The 19,766-nt window shown below is 69.1% G+C and carries 16 protein-coding genes; 9 read left to right on the top strand and 7 right to left on the bottom strand.

The features are described from left to right. Window positions 1–24: 24 nt before the first annotated feature. From OXN85_02195 to OXN85_02180, 4 genes are read left to right on the top strand one after another with little or no spacing between them, the layout of a single operon-like run. On the top strand, window positions 25–195 hold the full coding sequence (locus tag OXN85_02195; protein ID MCY3598770.1) for a hypothetical protein: 171 nt from the start codon (window positions 25–27) through the stop codon (window positions 193–195). A gap of 30 nt (window positions 196–225) precedes the next feature. Then, window positions 226–1,665, top strand: a complete 1,440-nt coding sequence (locus tag OXN85_02190; protein MCY3598769.1) for an amidohydrolase family protein — start codon at window positions 226–228, stop codon at window positions 1,663–1,665. A gap of 46 nt (window positions 1,666–1,711) precedes the next feature. Next, a complete protein-coding gene (locus OXN85_02185) occupies window positions 1,712–2,917 on the top strand; it encodes a hypothetical protein (GenBank protein ID MCY3598768.1) in 1,206 nt (401 codons plus the stop codon). 5 nt (window positions 2,918–2,922) lie between these two features. Continuing rightward, window positions 2,923–3,930 carry an SDR family oxidoreductase gene (locus tag OXN85_02180; GenBank protein MCY3598767.1) on the top strand — a complete coding sequence of 336 codons (1,008 nt, stop codon included), beginning with the start codon at window positions 2,923–2,925 and terminating at the stop codon, window positions 3,928–3,930. Between the two features lie 13 nt (window positions 3,931–3,943). Here OXN85_02180 and OXN85_02175 read toward each other — a convergent pair whose 3' ends face one another. Together OXN85_02175 and OXN85_02170 are read right to left on the bottom strand one after the other, a co-directional pair. Then, on the bottom strand, window positions 3,944–5,113 hold the full coding sequence (locus OXN85_02175; protein MCY3598766.1) for a prephenate dehydrogenase/arogenate dehydrogenase family protein: 1,170 nt from the start codon (window positions 5,111–5,113) through the stop codon (window positions 3,944–3,946). A 21-nt stretch (window positions 5,114–5,134) separates the two neighbouring features. Next, entirely contained in the window at window positions 5,135–6,481 is a 1,347-nt protein-coding gene (locus OXN85_02170; GenBank protein ID MCY3598765.1) for a sodium-dependent transporter, read from the bottom strand. A 191-nt stretch (window positions 6,482–6,672) separates the two neighbouring features. Between OXN85_02170 and OXN85_02165 the strand changes: the two genes are divergently transcribed. The 5 genes from OXN85_02165 to OXN85_02145 all read left to right on the top strand — a co-directional run bounded on the left by OXN85_02165 (window position 6,673) and on the right by OXN85_02145 (window position 16,013). Next, a complete protein-coding gene (locus tag OXN85_02165; protein MCY3598764.1) occupies window positions 6,673–7,659 on the top strand; it encodes a threonine/serine dehydratase in 987 nt (328 codons plus the stop codon). A 77-nt stretch (window positions 7,660–7,736) separates the two neighbouring features. Then, entirely contained in the window at window positions 7,737–9,935 is a 2,199-nt protein-coding gene (locus OXN85_02160) for a DUF5916 domain-containing protein (GenBank protein MCY3598763.1), read from the top strand. A 138-nt stretch (window positions 9,936–10,073) separates the two neighbouring features. Then, window positions 10,074–12,503, top strand: a complete 2,430-nt coding sequence (locus OXN85_02155) for a DUF1592 domain-containing protein (protein ID MCY3598762.1) — start codon at window positions 10,074–10,076, stop codon at window positions 12,501–12,503. 37 nt (window positions 12,504–12,540) lie between these two features. Continuing rightward, window positions 12,541–13,941 (top strand): DUF1552 domain-containing protein, encoded by a 1,401-nt coding sequence (locus OXN85_02150; GenBank protein ID MCY3598761.1) that lies wholly within the window; start codon window positions 12,541–12,543, stop codon window positions 13,939–13,941. Window positions 13,942–13,976: 35 nt separating this feature from the next. Continuing rightward, window positions 13,977–16,013, top strand: coding sequence for an ankyrin repeat domain-containing protein (locus tag OXN85_02145; GenBank protein MCY3598760.1), 2,037 nt, complete (start codon window positions 13,977–13,979; stop codon window positions 16,011–16,013). 16 nt (window positions 16,014–16,029) lie between these two features. Here the strand turns inward: OXN85_02145 and OXN85_02140 are convergent, their stop codons facing one another. The 5 genes from OXN85_02140 to OXN85_02120 form a co-directional block, all read right to left on the bottom strand. Then, window positions 16,030–16,383 carry a type II toxin-antitoxin system HicB family antitoxin gene (locus OXN85_02140; GenBank protein ID MCY3598759.1) on the bottom strand — a complete coding sequence of 118 codons (354 nt, stop codon included), beginning with the start codon at window positions 16,381–16,383 and terminating at the stop codon, window positions 16,030–16,032. Window positions 16,384–16,725: 342 nt separating this feature from the next. After that, window positions 16,726–17,130: a VOC family protein gene (locus OXN85_02135; protein MCY3598758.1), complete on the bottom strand. Its 405-nt coding sequence runs from the start codon at window positions 17,128–17,130 to the stop codon at window positions 16,726–16,728. Window positions 17,131–17,176: 46 nt separating this feature from the next. After that, window positions 17,177–18,574 carry a cytochrome c gene (locus tag OXN85_02130; GenBank protein ID MCY3598757.1) on the bottom strand — a complete coding sequence of 466 codons (1,398 nt, stop codon included), beginning with the start codon at window positions 18,572–18,574 and terminating at the stop codon, window positions 17,177–17,179. 32 nt (window positions 18,575–18,606) lie between these two features. Further along, window positions 18,607–19,494 (bottom strand): hypothetical protein, encoded by an 888-nt coding sequence (locus OXN85_02125; GenBank protein MCY3598756.1) that lies wholly within the window; start codon window positions 19,492–19,494, stop codon window positions 18,607–18,609. Continuing rightward, the gene (locus OXN85_02120) at window positions 19,491–19,688 is read right to left on the bottom strand and encodes a hypothetical protein (GenBank protein ID MCY3598755.1); all 198 of its coding nucleotides are present in this window, start codon (window positions 19,686–19,688) and stop codon (window positions 19,491–19,493) included. Before OXN85_02120 ends, OXN85_02125 begins: the two co-directional genes overlap by 4 nt. Between the last annotated feature and the right edge of the window lie 78 nt (window positions 19,689–19,766).

Raw genomic sequence — 19,766 nt, 5'->3', positions numbered from 1 at the left:
GGCAACGGCTCGGAGGTTGATCGCATGAAACCGACGCGAAGCGAACTCCACGCGAACGCGGTGGCCGAATACGCGGCGAAACATGGCAGCGAGGACGTCACCGCGAGGCTGAATGCCGTGTACGCTGACCTTTCCGGCGAAGTCGATCAGGCTCTCCGCCGGGCGCAGGCTCGATCCGTCGCCGAAGAATGGTAGGAGACGCCCCGCCGTAAGAAAGGAATTGTCATGATGACCGCCCGCACCCGCCTCTTTCCCGCCCTCGTCGCGGCGCTCGCCGTCGGGGGAATGTCGTCCACGGAAGCGCAGTCGCAGGAAGCGATGGAGGACTTCATCGCGGTGCAGGCGCCCACCGTGGCGCTCACGAACGTGAAGGTCATCGACGGGACCGGCGGCCCGGCTCGCGAGGGGCAGACCATCGTCATCCGGGACGGCCGCATCGCCGACATCGGTCCCGCCGGCGAGGTCGCGGACCGGATCCGGAACGCCCAGGTGCTCGACCTCTCCGGGCATACCGTCATCCCCGGCCTCATCGGGCTGCACAACCACAGCTACTACACGGGCGGGAACGGACGCGCGGCGCAGCTCTCCTTCTCGGGGTCGCGGCTCTATCTCGCCTCCGGTGTGACGACGATCCGGACGACGGGGGCGCGCGCGCCGTACGAGGAGATCAACCTCAAGCGGGCCATCGACGAGGGGCGCACCATCGGCCCGAACATGTTCACGACCGGTCCCTACCTCACGGGGCAGGAGGGGTCGCAGTCGATGGCCCAGCTCGAGGGGCCGGAGCAGGCGCGGCGTCTCGTCCGCTACTGGGCGGAGGAGGGCGTGCCCTGGTTCAAGGCCTACACCTGGATCAGCCGCGAGGAGCTCGGCGCGGCGATCGACGAGGCGCACCGGCACGGCGTGAAGGTGACGGCCCACCTCTGCTCCGTCGGATACCAGGAGGCGGTGGCGCTCGGGATCGACAACCTGGAGCACGGCCTCCTCGCGAACAGCGAGTACTTCCCCGGGAAGGAGCCGGACGACTGCCCGTCGGGGTTCCGGAACGGCTACGCCGACCTCGATGTGGACTCCGAGGAGGTGCAGGAAACGTTCCGCATGATGATCGAGAACGACGTCGCGATGACCTCGACGCTCGCCGTGTACGAGATCTCCGTGCCGGGCCGGGGCCCGATCGACGAGCGCGTCTACGACATCCTCGCACCGGAAATCGCGGCGGAGGTGCGGGAGATCGCGGACCTGCGGCGGAACGCAACGCTCGATTCCGGGATCGGGATCCACCCGGATGTCTACCGGAAGGCGCTCGAGTACGAGTACGCCTTCGTGCAGGCGGGGGGCACGCTCGCGGCCGGAGTCGACCCGACAGGGTACGGCGCGGCGCCCCCGGGCTACGGCGACCAGAAGAACTACGAACTGCTGCTCGAGGCCGGGTTCACGCCCGCCGAAGTCGTCCGGATCATGAGCGCGAACGGCGCCAGGGTGCTGGGGATCGACGACGAGACGGGCACGATCGAGGTCGGCAAGGTCGCGGACCTCGTCGTGCTGGAGGGCGACCCCGAGGCGGACGGCCACATCCGCGAGACCCGCATCGTGTTCAAGGGCGGCGTGGGCTGGGATGCTCCGAAGCTGATCGAGTCGGTCCGCGGCATCGTCGGCATCCGCTGACCGGCCCGCCCCGGTGAACTCGCGACGGGCGGCCTCGCGAGGAGAGGTGTGGGTCCGGCTCTCGGGCCTGACGGTCATCGCTCTCCTGGCCGGTGTCCTCGGCGGCCCGCGGCACGTCGCCGCGCAGGTGACCCCTGCGGATTCCGCGGCCGTGCTGGTCGCGACCGCGGGCGACTTCGAGGAGCGCGGCGAACTCGAGGTTGCCCGGGCCCTGTATCAGGAAGTCGTCCGCCGCTACCCCGACACCCCGGGTGCGGCGCTGGCCCGGGCTCGGCTGGACGGGCTCGGGGCACTGGCCGGCCCGACGGCGGCGGGGATGGCGGTGCCCGACGGCGGAGCGCGAGACCGGCGCGGCGATACGGAGTTCCGGGTCTGGTCCACGCTCTACGGTCTGTGGCTGGGGGGCGTCGCCGTACCCATGCTGGCCGATGCGACCAGTTCGGAGTCCCACGGCGTCGGTCTGCTGCTCGGCGGGCCGGTGGGTTACCTCGTCGGCCGCGTGTTCTCGCCGTCCCTCTCGGTGGGACGATCGCGCACGATCAGTTGGGCCGGCACATGGGGTACGTGGCAGGGCGTGGGCTGGGCGCACGCGCTGAGTCTGGGCGCCGATCCAGACTGCGAGTACTGCGAGCCGGGCGAGCAGGAGGCCGTGGCCGCGGCAGTTGCCGGCGGACTGGCCGGCATCGTCACGGCCGCGCTCCTCGCGCGCGAGACTTCGGAGGGCACGGCCGCGGCGACGTACCTGGGAAGCCTGTGGGGGACGTGGTTCGGCCTCGGGGGCGCGGTCGCGCTGGATCTGGATGACGATGCGATGTGGGCGAGCACGCTGCTTGTGGGCAACGCGGGCCTGATCGCCGGAGCGCTCGCCGGGAGCCGGTTCGACCTGTCCTCCCGTCGCGCGCACATGATTAGCCTCGGGGGCCTGATCGGTGGTTTCGGCGGCGTCGGCATTTCGCTCATCACGAAACCGGACAGCGATAGCGGCGCCTTCGCGATTCCGCTCGCGACGAGCCTCGCGGGTCTGGGCCTGGGGATCCTGCTGACGCCGGAGGGCGACGGCGCGCCGGAGGGAGAGTCGAGCGCGGCCCGCGCGGCGTCCGGTTCGGTGTCGCCGGCCCTCCTGAACTGGTCGGACGGAGGACGAATCGAGGTCGGCCTGCCGCTGCCGTTCGCCACGACCGTCCTCGACCCGAGACGAAACGGCCAGCGGCACACCGCCTGGAACGTCCCGCTCCTCCGCCTGCGCTTCTGAACCGTATGCCGGACCGTCCGCTGAAAGGCCGGGTGGCCGTCGTCGCCGGCGCGACGCGCGGCGCCGGGCGCGGCATCGCCCGCATGCTCGGCGAGGCGGGCGCCACCGTCTACTGCACCGGCCGCAGCGTCCGAGGCCGGCCCGCCACGCCGGGACGGCCGGAGACGCTGGAGGAGACGGCGGACCTGGTGACCTCGGAGGGTGGGCGGGGGATCGCCGTCCGCACCGACCACACGGTTGAGTCCGAGGTCGAGCGGCTCTTCACCCGCGTCCGCGACGAGGCGGGCCGACTCGATGTCCTGGTGAACGACATCTGGGGCGGCGACGCGCTGACCGAGTGGGGGAAGCCCTTCTGGGAACTCTCCGTCGCACAGGGCGCGCGGCTGCTGGAGCGCGCCGTCCACACGCACATCATCACAAGCCGGCACGGCGCTCCGCTGATGGTCGACCGCAACGCCGGCCTCATCGTCGAGGTCACCGACGGCGACACGTTCGGCTACCGCGGCAACCTGTTCTACGATCTGGCGAAGAACGCGGTCGTCCGGCTGGCCTACGCGATGGCCGCCGACCTCCACCCGCACGGCGTGACGGCGTTGGCGATTACCCCCGGATTCCTGCGCTCGGAGGCGGTGCTCGACCACTTCGGCGTCACCGAGGCCGACTGGCGCGACGCGATCGAGAAGGACGAGTACTTCGCCGAGTCCGAGACGCCGTGCTACGTCGGCGGCGCGATCGCCGCCCTCGCCGCCGATCCCGATGTGGCCGCGAAGAGCGGCGGGCTGTTCTCAAGCTGGACGCTGGCGAAGGAGTACGGCTTCACCGACCTCGACGGACGCCGACCCGACTGGGGCACGTTCTTCCTGAAGAAGGTGGGAGAAATCCTCGAACGGGACGCGCCGCCGGACGAGATGGATGTCTTCGTCATCCGCAGCCGGCTCTACCAGGCGGAACTCGCTCCGTCCGCCAGCGAGGAGGCCGATCGCCTCCGCGCCTGGCTCGCCCGCCACGACTAGCGGGTCTCCAGGTTCAGTCCTGGCGACCCTCCTCCATCATGTCCCGAACGGAGATGCCGCCGAGGCTGTGCGTCTCCTGGAACGCCTTCAGGTCGTCGATCGCCGCCTGACCGCGGGACTCCAGGTAGTCGCGACCGGCCGACATCAGGGCGACGAAGGCTTCCTCGTCCCCCGCTTCGACCGCGTCGCGGACCCTCTCCGCCGCCGCCACGAGTTCCTTCAGCGCGACATCTCCGTACTCGTTCAGCGACTGAATCTCGAAGTACATGTGCGGGTTCTCGCCGGCCAGCGCGCGCGCCACGTCCAACTGGGCCTCGAACGTCGTGCTCGACACGTCCGCGAGGCGCGGCGTCGTTTCGCCGGAGCGAGCCAGCGCCGTGAAGAAGGCGATGTTGAGGGCGTGCGAGAGCCCCAGCACGAACCCCATCACCCGGTCGTGGCTCTCCAGGTCCATGCGCACTCGCGTGGCCATGGTCGAGGCGAAGAGCGCCTCCGCCCCTTCCGTCGCGCCGGGACAGCCCACGTCCACGAAGATCACGTGTTCCCCGGAAAGGAGTTCGGTGTCGGGCCCGAACATGGGGTGGACGGACGTGACGCGGACCCCGGCCTCGCTCAGCGCCGTGAGGCCGGAGCGCAGCGGACTCTTCAACGAACCGATGTCGAACACCAGGCCCGGCGGCCCGATCTCCGCCAACCGTTCGAGGATCTCGTTGGCGATGGCCATGGGCGTCGCCACTACGATCAGGTCGTGGTCCAGCGACGTCGTCGTCCAGTCCGCTCGATCCCCCCCGTCGGGGTCGGCGTTCTCCACCTCGAACCCCTGGGACGAGAGGAACCGGACGAACCACCCACCCATCTTCCCGGAACCGCCGATGACGAGGGCGCGTTTCCCGCCTCCTCGCGCGGCCGCCGCCACGCTGCCCCGTTCCTGCACGGCGAGCGACGAACGGATCAGAGAAAGGACGAGATCCTCGGCCAGCCGCGGCGGGAGTCCGAGTTCTCGCGCGGCGGCGCGAGCCCGCTCGATCACGACCTTTTCCTGCCGGTAGTCGCGCGTGGCCCTCAGCGAGGCGCGCTTCCGCTCCCCGATCTTCGCGGAGACCGCCTGCCGCCGGGCCACGAGTTCGAGCAACTCGCGGTCGATGCGTGCGAGTTCATCTCTGAGTCCATCGAGGTTCGACACGTCCCGCTCCCGAATTCCGCTCTAGCCCGCGATCACGCGGATCGTCTGCCGCAGCGCGATCCAGCTCACGTACGCGAGCAGAGGCGGCGCCACATAGCGAATCAGGAAGCGCGCCGCCGGAATCAGGCGCGCAAACCGGGGCGAGGCCCCGATCCGGAGTTCCTCCTCCGGGTGCTTCATCACCCAGCCCACGAGCACCGCGATGGCGAGTACGCCCAGGACGGTGAGGAGTTCCGCGGCGACCTGGTCCATGATTCCGAGGGCGCCGAGGGACAGCGCCGGCGCGATCCCCATCGCCGCGATGAGGAAGCCCGAAGTGAGCGTCGCCCGTCGGCGCGTCCAGCCCCGTTCGTCGATGAGGATCGCGGCCGCCACCTCGAGCAGGGAGACCGCCGAGGTGATCGCCGCCACGATCACGGCGACGAAAAACAGCGTGCCGACGATCCGGCCCAACGCCTCCATCTGCGCGAACGCGCTCGGGAGCGAGATGAAGAGGACGCCCAGCGTGCTCTCGCCGACGTCGCCGGAAAGCCCGAGCCCGAAGACGATCGGGAACACGACGAGCCCAGCGACGAAGGCGACGGAGAAATCCGAGAGCGCGATCACGGCGCTTTCCCGCCCGAGGTTCGTGCGCTTCGAGAGGTAGGAGGAATAGGTGACCATGATCCCCATTCCCACGCTCAGCGAATAGAAGGCGTGGGCGGCCGCGCCCTGCAGAACGACGGGATCCAGCAGTTCGCTCAGCGACGGGGAGAGGTAGAAGCGGTACCCCTCCGCGGCGCCCGGCAGCGTCGCGGCCCAGATCGCGAGGCCGATGAGCAGGAGAAAGAGGAGCGGCATGAGCAGCATGCTCGCCCGCTCGATCCCCTTGCGGACGCCGAACGCCACGATCCCCACCGTCGCGCCGACCGACATCAGGTGGAAGATGACCGCCGAGCGACCGGACGCGACCGACGCGTAGCGCCCGGCGGCGTCGGCGTGGAATCCGGTGGTGAGCCCGTCGAGGGCGTAGCGGAGGGCCCAGCCGGTGATGACCGACAGGTAGGCCATGATCACGGTCGACGTCACGAGGAAGAGGAGCCCCGCCGCCGCCCAGCGCCTGCCGCCGACCGCGCGCAGGGCACCGATCGCGGACCGGCGCGCGCGCCGACCCACGGCGAACTCCGCCAGCATCATCGGCACCCCGATGAGAAACGCCATGCAGACGTAGGCCACGAGGAAGGCCGCGCCGCCCCCCTCGGCCGTCTGGTAGGGGAAGCGCCACATGTTCCCCAGCCCGACCGCGGACCCCACGGCGGCGAGCACGAAGCCGACCCGGCTGCCGAAGCGTTCGCGGGCGGATGGGGGAGTGTCGTGTGCCTGGTTCAAGTGGCGGGTCCTCGACCGGATGTCCTTGCGGGCGGGCGCGTGTGAGTGTCGCCGACGAACGCCGCCCGCCGCAAGGTCGCGTGCCCTCTAACTGTTGCGCGTTCGGGTTCCGCCGGAGGATTATCGACGACGCCCCGCCGAATCCGACCCGGAACCGGCCGCCACCCCACCAGCCGAGAGAGACGCCGCCCGTGACGGCACATGTCGAGATCCCCGGACTCACGCTGACCCGCGAGGACTTCGAGCGCGCACGAGAGCACGTCGCGCCGCACGTCTACCACACTCCGCTTCTCACGTCGCGCTCGCTCAGCGAGGCTTCCGGATTCGACATCCGGCTCAAGGCCGAACTCTTCCAGAGGGGCGGTTCCTACAAGGTGCGCGGGCCCCTCAACGTGCTGGCCCACATGAGCGAGGAGGAGAAGACGCGGGGTATCATCTGCTCCTCCGCGGGGAATCATGCGCAGGGCGTCGCGCTCGCCGCCCGCCTGTACGGGATTCCCGCCGTCGTGGTCATGGCCGAGAACGCGACCCCGGCCAAGATCGCGGCCACCGAAGAGTACGGCGCCGAGGTCGTCCTCCACGGGTCGATCTGGGATGAGGCGAACGAGCGGGCGCTCGAACTCGTCGAGGCGCGCGGACTCACGTACGTGCACCCGTTCGACCACCCGCGGCTGATCGCGGGCCAGGGCACGCTGGGCCTCGAGATCCTCGAGGACTGGCCGGAGGTCGAAGTCGTCGTCATCCCGATCGGCGGCGGGGGACTCATCTCGGGTAACGCGATGTCCCTGAAGAGCGTGAACCCCGCCATCCGCGTGATCGGCGTGGAATCTTCGGGGGCGCCCGCCATGAAGCGCACGGTCGAATCCGGAGAGATGGTCACCCTCGAGACCGTGGACTGCGCGATCGACGGGCTCAAGGTGATGAGGGTCGGCGACAACACGGCATCCGTCGTGAGCCGTTTCGTGGAGCGCGTCGTCACGCTTCCCGACGAGGACATCTTCGACGCCATGCTGTGGCTGATGACGCGGGCGAAGCTCGTGACCGAGGGCGCGGCCGCCGCGCCGGTCGCCGCCGTCCTGCACGGCCTCATCGACGCGCCGCCGGGGACGAAGGTCGCCTGCGTCCTGAGCGGCGGGAATCTCGACGTCGAACAACTGCGGGGACTGAGCTGGAACTGAACGGATCGCCGATGAGGACTCGCCACAGGTCCCGCACCGCGACCGCAGGCGGTCTCCGTCTTGCTCCGCCCATCCTCTTGCTCGGTTCGCTGGTGCCGGCGGCCGCCGTGCCGCAGGAGCCGGGCCGGGAGGGACCGGCCCGGATCGCCGTCGAATCCGCGCCCCGCCCCACCGCCGCGGCCCTGCGCACGGAGGCGCCCCCCACCGTGGACGGCCGCCTCGACGACCCCGTCTGGGGCCAGGCTCAACCTCTCACGGGGTTCGTCCAGTCCCGTCCCGACACGGGGGCGCCCGCCACGGAAAACACCGTCGTCTACTTCGCTTACGACGACCGCGCCCTCTACATCGGAGCGATCTGCCACGACTCGGAGCCCAACCGCTACTTCATCTCCAGTCTGAAGCAGGACTTCAACAGCGGGTCGTCGGATGTCTTCGGGGTGGCGCTCGATACGTACCTCGACCGCCGCAACGGGTTCATGTTCCTCGTGAATCCCGGCGGGGCGCTCAAGGACGTCCAGCTCTTCGACGACAGCCGCTCCGAGAACCAGGCTTGGGAAGGCCCCATCCGCGTCGAGACGGCCCGCGACGACGAGGGGTGGACGGTGGAGATCGAGATTCCGTTCTCCACGCTCCGCTTCAATCCCTCGGAGGAGGACCAGACGTGGGGACTCCAGATCCTGCGCCGCATCCGGCGCAAGGCGGAGGACACCTTCTGGGCCCCGCTCGACCGGCGCGACCAGATCCACAAGATGTCGAAGGCCGGGACGCTGACCGGATTTCGGGGTGTGGGGCCGGGACTCAACCTGCGGGTGAAGCCCTACGCGCTCGCGCAGGACCAGACGGGGACGCTGATCGAGGAAGGGCGCGCCGGCACCCAGGCCGACCTCGGGTTCGACGTCAAGTTCGGGGTCACCCCGGGGCTCACGCTCGACCTCACCTACAACACGGACTTTGCCCAGGTGGAGGTCGACCAGGAGCAGGTCAACCTCACCCGCTTCCCGCTCTTCTTCCCGGAGAAGCGGGACTTCTTCGTCGAGAACTCCGGCACCTTCGCCTTCGGCGACCAGTCGGAGCGCAGCTACCGGACCGGCGTCTCGCTGCGCGACCTCACCCTGTTTCACTCGCGCCGCATCGGGCTCACGGGGAGGGGCGAGCCGATCCCCATCCTCGGCGGGGCCCGGCTCACGGGCCGGACGGCCGGGTTCGAGGTCGGGCTCATGAACCTCCAGACCCGGTCCGGCCGCGGCCTCCCGGCCGAGAACTTCTCGGTCATGCGGGCGCGCCGGAGCGTGTTCGGGACGTCGGATGTGGGGGCGATCTTCATCAACCGCGAGGCGACGGGCTCGGACATCGAGGGATATCCCGACTTCAACCGCAACGTGGGGTTCGATGCGAACCTGAGGCCGCTCCCGTCGCTGCTCCTCGCGCCGTTCCTCGCCTGGACGGGCTCGCCGGATCCCGACGGGAACGCCCTTGCGGGCCGGATGTGGGCCGGCTGGCGTGACGAGCTGTGGGACGTGTCCGCGCTGTGGCGCCACGTGGGAGAGGACTTCAACCCGACGGTGGGCTTCGTGCGCCGGCGCGACATCCGCCAGAGCTACGCGACGGTGGGGCTCCACCCACGGCCGCCCGTGCCCGGCGTGCAGGAGGTCAATCCCTGGGTCGAGCTCGACGACATCCGGGATCTCGAGTCCGTCCTCGTGACGCGGAGGCGGACGGCGGGGTTCGGGATCTCGTTCCTGAACGGGAGCGGGCTCACGCTGAACTACACGGACCGGTTCGAACTCCTGCGGGAACCCTTCCGGGTCTCGAGGGACGCGACGATTCCGACCGGCCGCTACGACTTCGGCACGGGCTCGGTGCAGTACCGGTCGGCACCGGGGCGGGCGCTGACGGGGTTCGTTCGGGTCGAGCGCGGCGGGTTCTTCGACGGCACGCTGACGTCGCTGTCAGGCGGCCTCGTGTGGCGGCCGAACCATCACCTCTCCGTCGATCTGTCGGCGAACCACAACGACATCTCGCTCCCGGACGGGGCGTTCACGGCGGATGTGTTCGGCGGGCGGGTCGACTACGGCTTCTCGACGAAGGTCTTCGCGAGCGCCTTCGTGCAGTACAATGCGGCCGAGGACCAGTTCGTGACGAACGTGCGCTTCAACTACCTGTATTCGCCGCTCAGCGACGTCTTCCTCGTCTACACCGAGCGCCGCGACCTGGCCGCCGGCATGACCGTCGAACGCGTCTTCGCCGCCAAGGTGTCCAGGTCCATCGGCTTCTGACCCACTGTTCTGGCGAACCGACAGCGAAAAGTCCTATCTTGCTCAGGCTGGATGCGGGGAGGGGATCGTGCGTCCAAACGCCGCACCGGGTTGCGGTGTTTGCCCGGTTGGATCGGGCGACAGCCGGTGAGGGACCAAATGAAGAAGTTCGCGATCGCGGCTCTGGGAACGGCGGCGCTGTATCTCGCTCTCGCGGGCGAGGATGCACCGCTCGGTGGGGCTCCCCACGCCCTCGCGGTCGCCCCCGTGCCGGACACGCTGGCGAACTCGGTCATCCAGACGGTGTGCACCCGCTGCCACAACGACTCGCGCCGGGCGGGCAACCGCTCCTTCCTCGAATTCGACGCCGACGAGCCGCAGGCCGACCCCGAGACCGCCGAGCAGATGATCCGGAGGCTCCGCGCCGGCATGATGCCGCCGCCCGGCGTCCGGCGTCCGGACGAAGCCACGCTCACCGCCGTGGTCGAGGCGCTCGAGACGGGCATGGACGCGGCGGCGCACGCGAACCCGAACCCGGGCACGCGGACCTTCCAACGCCTCAACCGCGCGGAGTATCGGCGCGCGGTCCAGGACCTGCTCGATCTCGACGTCGACATGGAGGCCTTCCTCCCGACCGAGACGATCAGCGACAACTTCGACAACATCGCCGACGTCCAGATGATGTCCGCGACGCTGATGGAAGGCTATCTGCGGGCGGCGAGCGAGATCAGCCGCATGGCCGTCGGCGACCCGGATGCGGGCCCGCGCCAGGTCACCTACAAGGTGCCGAAGACGGCGTCGCAGGCCGTTCGGGCCGAGGGGGCGCCCTTCGGGACGAGGGGCGGCATCTCCGTGATCCACGTCTTCCCGGCCGATGGGGAGTACGTGTTCAAGATGGACATGCACCCGGGGCCGACGGGGTTCCTGTATGGGATGACGGCTCCGGATGAGAAGATCGAGGTTTCGATCGACGGCGCTCGGGTGGCGCTGCTCGAGATCGACCCGTTCATGTCGGAGTCCGACCCGCAGGGGATGGTGATCGAGACCGAGCCAATCCATGTGGGAGCGGGTCCGCAGCGGGTGACGGCGGCCTTCCTCCTCAACGCCGAGGGTCCGGACAACGACCTCATCAAGCCGATCGACTACAAGCTCGCCGACTCGAACATCGGCAGCGCCTACGGCGTGACGACGCTCCCGCACCTGCGCGACTTCCTCGTCACGGGTCCGTTCACGGTCACCGGCATCTCGGAGACACCGAGCCGCAAACGGATCTTCTCCTGCCGGCCCACGGCGCCCGACGAGGAGCGTCCCTGCGCGCGGCGGATCATCAGGACGCTGGCGGCCACGGCATACCGCCGGCCGCTGGAGACGGAAGATGTCGACGACCTCATGGTGTTCTTCGACCTCGGCGTCGAGGAAGGCGGGTTCGAATTCGGCATCCGCACCGCGCTCCAGGCGGTTCTCGCGAGCCCGCACTTCGTCTTCCGGCTCGAGGAGATGCCGGCGGACGTGGCGCCCGGGGACATCTACCGTCTGAGCGACATCGACCTCGCCACCCGGCTCTCCTACTTCCTGTGGGGCACGCACCCCGACGACGAACTCGTGGCGCTGGCCGACGCGGGCCGCCTTTCGGACGGGGCGGTGCTGGAGGCTCAGGCGCGACGCATGCTCGACGACCCGCGGGCGGAAGCTATGGCGACGCGCTTCGCCTACCAGTGGTTCCGTCTTCAGGATCTCGAGAAGATCCACCCCGACGCGCTGCTCTACCCGTATTGGGACCACCGGCTCGTGGAGGCGATGCTGCAGGAGACGCAACTCTTCTTCGAGCACCTCCTGCGTTCGGATGCGTCGTTCTTCGAACTGCTCACCGCGGATTACACGTTCGTGAACGAGCGGCTCGCGCGGCACTACGGCATTCCCGACGTGACCGGCGAGGAGTTCCGCCGCGTCGGGATCCCGGACGAGGCGCGCCGCGGACTGCTGGGCCACGGGAGCATCCTCACGCTGACCTCGCACGCGGACCGCACCTCGCCGGTCCTGCGCGGGAAGTGGGTGATGGAGGTCCTGCTCGGGACTCCGCCGCCCCCGCCCCCGCCGGACGTGCCCGACCTCGAAGTGACGGACGAGGCTCGGGAGGGCCGCTTCCTCACCGTGCGCGAGCGGCTCGAGATGCACCGCTCGAACCCGGCCTGCCGGTCGTGCCACCGGGTGATCGACCCGATCGGACTTGCCCTGGAGAACTTCGACGTCACCGGGGCGTGGCGGATCAAGGACCAGGGCCGGACGGTGGACACGACGGGCGAACTCTACGACGGGACCCCGATCATGAGCGCCGCGGATCTGAGGGCGGCGTTGCTCGACCGCGAGGACTCGCTCGTGCGGACGTTCATCGAGAATCTCATGGCCTACGCCCTGGGGCGGCGGATCGAGTACTACGACATGTCCACGGTGCGTGAGATCGCACGCGTGGCGCAGGCCGATGGCTATCGGATGACAACGTTCATCATGGAGGTCGTGAAGAGCGCGCCCTTCCAGATGAGCGCCGTCGAGATGGTCGCCGACGAAGATATCGACGCAGGCGGGCACTGAGGGAGCCGCCCGGCGAAACAGATCAGGAGGAGTGAGCATGGAACTCATCACGGGTAAGCACATCTCCCGCCGCACGGCCCTGAGGGGCCTGGGGGCGACGGTGGCGTTGCCGTTCCTGGATGCGATGCTGCCGGCCGGCCGGCTGTGGGCCTCCACCCGGTCGCTTACGGACGTGAAACGGTTCGTGGGCATCGAGATGGTGCACGGCGCCGCCGGCTGCAACGAGTGGGGCGCGTCGCAGTTCATGTGGTCGCCCGAGAAGGTGGGGCGCGACTTCGACCTCACGCCGAGCAGCCTGAGCCCGCTCGAGCCGTGGCGCGACTACCTGACGATCATCTCGAACACGGATGTCGAGAACGCGGAGGCGAAGACGGCGAAGGAGATCGGCGGCGACCACTTCCGTTCCAGCGCCACCTTCCTCACGCAGGCCCACGCGAAGCAGACCGAGGGCTCCGACGTGTTCGTCGGCACCTCGATGGACCAGTACTACGCGCAGCGCTTCGGGCAGGACACGCCGATTCCCTCCATGCAGCTGTGCATCGAGAACGTGGACCAGGCCGGCGGGTGCGCGTACGGCTACGCCTGCGTGTACACCGACACGATCAGCTGGGCGTCGCCGACCGAGCCGCTGCCCATGATCCGCGATCCGCGGGCCGCGTTCGACCAGTTGTTCGGGGCCGGCGGGACATCGGAGGACCGGGCCCGGCGCCGGCGCACCGATCGCAGCATCCTCGACTGGATCATGGGCGAGGTCAGCGGTCTGAAGCGTGATCTCGGAGCCACGGATCGGCGGCGGCTGGATCAGTACCTCGACAACATCCGCGAGATCGAGCGCCGCATCGAGCGCATCGAGGCGCACAACACGAGCGGTGAGACGCGGGAGATTCCCGAGGCCCCGCCCGGGGTGCCGGATGACTTCGCGGAGCACGTCCACCTGATGTTCGACCTGCAGGCGCTGGCCTTCCAGTCGGATCTGACGCGCGTGTTCTCGTTCAAGCTCGGCCGCGATGGGTCGGGCCGGGTGTATCCGGGCAGCGGCGTGGACGCCGGCTTCCACCCGGCCTCGCACCACGGAGGCCGCGAGGACCGCGTGACGGACTACGAGAAGATCAACCGCTACCACGTGAGCATGTTGCCGTACCTGCTCGAGAAGCTGGCCAGCATCGAGGAGCCGGACGGGAACCTGCTCGACAAGAGCATGATCCTGTACGGCTCGCCGATGGGCGACTCGAACCTGCACAACCACAAGCGTTGCCCGCTGTTCGTGGTCGGGAAGGCCGGCGGGGAACTCGAGGGCAACATGCACATCAAGGCGCCGGACGGGACGCCGATGGCCAACGTGATGCTGAGCCTGATGCACAAGCTCGGTATGGAAGACATGACGAGCTTCGGCGACAGCACCGGCGGCTTCTCGTTCTCCGCGGTCGCACAGGATTGAGGCGGAGCGTCGTTCGGAGGGTCGGAGGCAGATCGATGTTGAAGAGAGTAGGTAAGGCCGGACTTCGGTCGGGGGTCCTCGTCGCGCTCTGCGCTACCACGCTGTGGGCGGCTGTGGCGACGGACGCGCCCGTCGCCGAGGCGGCGGCGCAGGGAGACCTCGAGGCCGTTCGTACCCTCCTCCGGGACGGGGCCGATGTGAACGCGGCGCAGGGCGATGGCATGACGGCGCTGCACTGGGCGGCCCTGCGGGGCGACGCGGAGATGGTGTCGGTGCTCGTTTACGCCGGTGCCAACGTGGCGTCGACCACGCGTCTGGGCGCCTACACGCCGCTCCATCTCGCGAGCCGGGATGGCCGGGCCGACGCGGTCGCCCTCCTGCTTGAGGCCGGAAGCGATGCAAGCGCGGTGACGACGACAGGTGCCACTCCGCTCCACTTCGCCGCGGCCGGCGGGGACGTGAGGTCCCTCACGAGCCTGCTCGAGGCCGGAGCCGAGGTCGACGCGCAGGAGGGGGCCAACGGCCAGACGCCGCTCATCTTCTCGGCCGCCGCCGGACGTCTGGAGGCGGTGCGAGCCCTGATCGCCCACGGCGCCGACGTATCGGTCGCGTCCCATGTCCTGGACTTCGTCGAGAAGGCGCGCACCGATAGCGAGGCGCGGGGCCGGCGGCGGGAAGTTCTCACGGCGATTCGGAAGGCCGAGGCCGAGGCGCGCGGCGAGACCGTGGAAGTCGGGATTACCCGCACCGACACGCCGTCCGGCCAGGAGCCGACGCGGCGAGAGGCGGCGGATCGAGCGAATCGGGACCAGACCGGCACGGCCCCGGCGACGCAAGGCGCCGGCACGACCCCGGGCCAGGAACCCGCGGCCGGCGCGCCCCCGGAGACACCGGAGGAGGAACCCGACGAAGCCCGGGGCGAGGATCCGCCCGAGGATGAAGCGGCCGCCGAGGCGGCGGGAGCCGCGGAGGAGACGGAAGAAGCCGAAGAGGCTACTGAGGACGAAGACCCTGCCGAGGACGAAGACCCTGCCGGGGAACCGGCGGAAGAGGAGCCGAAGCCCGCGCCGCGGCCGCTGAGCTACAGCGACATCGTCGGCAAGCAGGGTGGCATGACCGCGCTCCACTACGCGGTTCGCGAAGGCCACTTCGAGACGGTCAAGGCCCTCGTCGCGGCGGGTGCCGATATCGATGGACGCACCGAAGGCGACATGAGTACGCCGCTCGTCGTCGCCACCGTGAACGGGCACTACGACCTCGCGGCCTGGCTGCTCGAACAGGGGGCGGACCCGAACCTGGCCAGCGAGGACGGCGTGGCACCGCTCTACGCGACGGTCGCCAACCGTTGGGCCCCCAAAGCGCTGTACCCGCAGCCCACCGCGTTCCGCCAGCAGGAACTTGACTATATGGAGCTGATGGAGATGCTCCTCGCCGCCGGGGCGGATCCGAACGCGCGCGTGAACACGCACATCTGGTACTCGGCGTACAACTTCGACCTGCTGGGCGTGAACTTCAGCGGCGCGACGCCCTTCTGGCGCGCCGCGAAGGCGCTCGACATCCCGGCCATGGAAATGCTCGTGGCCGCCGGCGCCGACCCGCACATGCCGACCCGGAAGGCGCCCGAGCGCCGCCGCCGTCGGCCCGCCGATGAGGAAGAGGAAGAGGATCCGAGCGGACTGCCGCCCGTCGAGGTCGGCGGACCCGGCATCCCGCCGCTCGTCGCCGCCGCGGGCTATGGCTACGGGCGCTCACGCACCGGCAACCAGCACCGGCATCGACCCGACGAATGGATGGCCACGGCGAGGTATCTCGTCGAGGAACTGGGCGCGGACGTCAACGGCCGCGACTCGGATGGCTTCGGGGCGCTGCACTACGCCGCGGCGCGCGGCGACAACGAACTGATCGAGTACCTCGTCGGCAACGGCGCCGACCCGCTCATCGTGGCCCGCAGCGGCCAGACGACGGTCGACATGGCGAACGGCCCCATCCAGCGCGTGCAGCCCTTCTTCGAGACGATCGCCCTCCTCGAGAGCATGGGCGCGAAGAACAACCACAACTGCCTCAGCTGCTGAGTCGTTCGCTCCGGAGTTATTCGTCCGTGGTCCGATAGGGAGCGGTGGCCCGCTCCCGCACGGCTTCCACGATCCACGAGTTGATGCTCATCTCCCGCGATGCCGCTGCCCGCGCAACGGCCTCGTGAAGATCGGAGCCCAGGCGAACGTTCAGCTTGCCGGAAAAGGGCTTCTTGGGTTCCACCCCGTCCTCCACGCACCAGGCGAGATACTCATCGATGGAGCGGTGAAACTCCCGCCGTAGTTGCGTGGTGTCCGTCGCTTCGAACGTGGCGATCGGATATGGACCGCTGTTAACGACCCGGCCGTGGAGGATGTTGTTCGAGTCATCGAACTCGACCGCAGCCAGGTATCCCTTGTATTCCATCATGGCGCTACTCCCGTCGCTCGCAGGAAGGCCGCAATGTCTCGGACCGTCTCCCGGCCTACGACCGGCCGCGGGTGGGGTCGATGGATCACGATCCTCTCATCGTCCTTTCGGAGTCCAACGCGCGACCCCGACCGTTCCACGACCTGAACGTTGCACGCCTGTAGCATCGCCCGGACCTCGTCCCACCGGATATCCGAGGGCGTCGGCTTCCGGTGGACGCGCTCCAGGGTCTTCCGGTGTCTGGTCCGCATGGATTCCGAGAATCGTCCGCCCATGGTACCATGTCAAGTACCATCGCGTCACGACGCGAAAAGCGGGCATAAGAAAGGCTCGCGAGCTTTGCTAATCGTCGCGCGGGAGGCGCTGAGAGACGGAGATCGGGTAGCCGTCGGGGTCGCGGAGGGTGAACTCGATCGAGCGGGCGTTGGGGTTGAGGTGCGGCTCGTCGAGGCAGTCGGCCCCCATGGCGCGGGCCCGCTCGAACACGGCCTGCGCGTCCTCGGTGTAGAAGTAGAGCAGGACGCCGCGGCCGGGCGTCCCCTCCGCCGGGTCCGTCATCCCCGGGTGGGCCTTGAACTCGCGGTGGTGCAGCAGCAGTTCGACGCGTCCGTCCGGCGCCAGGAGCCGCTCGAAGTGATGGCCCCCCCGGCCGCTCACAAAGCCGAAGAGTTCGACATACCAGGCTGAGCTCGCTGCCACGTCCCGAACGACGAGCAGGGGCGTGAGGCTCTGGCCGGTCGCGGTCATCGATCCGGATCTCCGGTGTCGTCTGTGGTGCCCGGCTTCCCGCCGCCTAGTGGTTCGAGTTGTTCGCCTGGGCCTCGGCGGCGCGCCTCGCCTCCTCGCGGGCGGCGACCAGCGCTTCGAACTCCGCGGGATCGAGGTAGGTCACGTCGACCCACAGGTGCGCCATCTCGTCCACGGTCCGATCCCCGTAGCCGACCCACTGCTCATGGTCGGGGTTGTTCGGGTTCTCGACCGTGTTGTCGTGCCAGGCGGTAATGACGAGGGTCGTCCCGGCAGGGAGGAGCGGCGCGGCGTCTTCCTCGTAGATGTAGTTGATGTGCCAGTTCCACTGGAAGTTGTCGACCTGGTTGATCAACTCCTTGCGGCCGTCCGGGTAGATCGCCTCGAGCGACATGGCCTTGCCGCGCATGTGCATGTGCGGCTGGAAGTTCTCCAGGCGGGCGGGCCAGCGCAGGGTGTGGAAGTCCTGCGTGACGGCGATCTCGCCCGGCGGGATGTCGAGGCCCGTCCGGCCCGTGGCGTTGTAGATCATGAGCCGCGTGCGGTTCCGGGGCTCCTCGCCCTTGGGATAGAACCAGACGCCGAGTTCGACGTAGCTGTCCTCGACGCGCTCGCCCATCGCGTGGAGGTGGACCTCCCAGCGGATCTGCGAGCCGGGGAGCATGATCTTGCCCGCGCCCTCGGGGAAGATCTCTCCCTCCTTGCCCACGGCCCACTCCATGAAGAGATCCGGGCCGCCCATCGCGCCCCCGCGCGTGCTCGCCTCGACGATGCGGGCGCTCATGGGGCTCTCCTCCTCGTTCTGCTGGAGGAAGGCGAGGACGTGGTGTGTGATCGTGCGCCCATCGTTGCCCGCAGGCCTGATTTCGATGGCTTTTACCCAGCGGGGCTCCGTGATGCCGGTCGGCGTGACGGGCCGCCACCACTTGTCCATCGTTTCGGCTTCGAGCGTGTAGGGTTCGGACGCGATGACGAGGTCGGGTTCCCCGAACTCATCGAGGAGGCGCCATTCGTTCGGATCGGGGAACTCGACGGGAGGCGGCAGGTCCGCGGGGTCGCCCTCTACCCGGCCGCCATCGATCCACGCGACGATTGTCCCGATCTCCTCGTTCGACAGGCTGCGGTCGTTCCTGAACTCCTGGATCCCGACCGTGGGATCGAGGTGCCAGGGTGGCATGACTCGGTTCGAGACCTTCTCGCGGATGCTCGATGCCCAGCGGTACGCGTCCCGGTACGTGAGGAGCGACATCGGGGCGATCGAGCCTTCCTGGTGACACTCCTGGCACTTGGCCTGGAGGATCGGCATCACGTCCCGGTTGAAGGTCATGTCTCCAGACCCGTTCTGCTGCGCCCCCGCCGGCCCCGCGACGCTCAGGGCGCCGAATGCCGCTCCGATCGCGATGGCCGCTCGCTTCAAGGGAATCGGATCGAACTTTCTCATCATCGTTCTCCTCGAACCTCCTCGAATCCGCCCGGTTACGGGTTGACCACGACCGGGAGGAATCCGTTCGTCCAGCAGCATTGCGCGTGGCCGGCGGCGGAGACACCGGAACCGTCGTTGGCGCGCACGCGCAGGATGTAGTCGCCCGGCTCACTGAAAGTGACCGGGGTTGCGGCTTCGGCTCCGCTGGCCGGGACACGGGCGGTGGGCTCGCCGAACGTCACGTCGCCCGGACCCTGGTGCTTGAACCATGCGAGGTTGACGGGCGAGCCGTCGCGGCTCCCCGCCACAAAGTGACTCCGTCCCACGCCGTCGTCCCGGACGTGGACGCTTACGTCGAGCGGCTCTCCGACCCGGGCCTTGAGGGGGCCTCCCCAGGCGCCGGCCGGTCCGGCGCCTTCGTCACCCGCTCCGAAGCGGAGGACGGGGGGCGTGTTGCCGTCGCCCGCTTCGCCCTTGAGCGCGTCGATCTGCCAGTCCCGGTGCAGGTGGCCCGGAACGCGGAGCGTCTGGCCGCGCATCTTCAGCGTCCAGTAGATCTTCCCCTCACCGAAATCCGCCGGGACCCGGACGACGAACACGCCGTAGTGGCGCCTTGGGGCGAACGACGTGGGCTGGGCGCCCTGAAACTCCGCCGGCTCGATCGTGTTGTCCGGTCCCAGGGGGACTTCGATCGTTTCGTCGAAGTTGCGGTTGAAGTAGCCGAAGGAGAGGGACAGCGTGCCGTCCGCGTTCGGGTACCAGCCCTCGAAAGCGGGCGTCACCGTCTGCCCCCTCCCGCTGGGATTGCCGAGCGGGACCTGGCCGGTAAGCGGCGCCGTATCGAGGCACAGCGCCGCCGCGAGCGCGGCGAGCGCCGGCAGCCCGTGGCGAACCCCCCCGTCGCTCCTGCCACGGGTTGCCGGGACCCGCGCCGGTCTCACCGTCCCGCTTCCGCCATGCTCGCCTCGATCGAGGCCCGGATCGCCTTCACCGTCGCATCCACCCGGAAGCGGAGCAGTTTCCGGCCGGTGGCGATCGCCTCCTCCTTGGGGGCGATGGAGACGCCGTTGATGCTGGCCCGTCCCGCCGCCACGCGCTCGTCGTAGCGCACCGTTGTCGGGTCCTCGGTCATCATGATCGCGGTGATGACGAAGTCGTCGTGAATCCCTTCCGCTCATCGGCGAGGCCGGATTGTGGGACGTGCGGGACCGCC

This window comes from Candidatus Palauibacter australiensis, from assembly GCA_026705295.1.
GTDB lineage: Bacteria > Gemmatimonadota > Gemmatimonadetes > Palauibacterales > Palauibacteraceae > Palauibacter > Palauibacter australiensis.
This window is presented reverse-complemented; position numbering and strand designations above follow the sequence as displayed.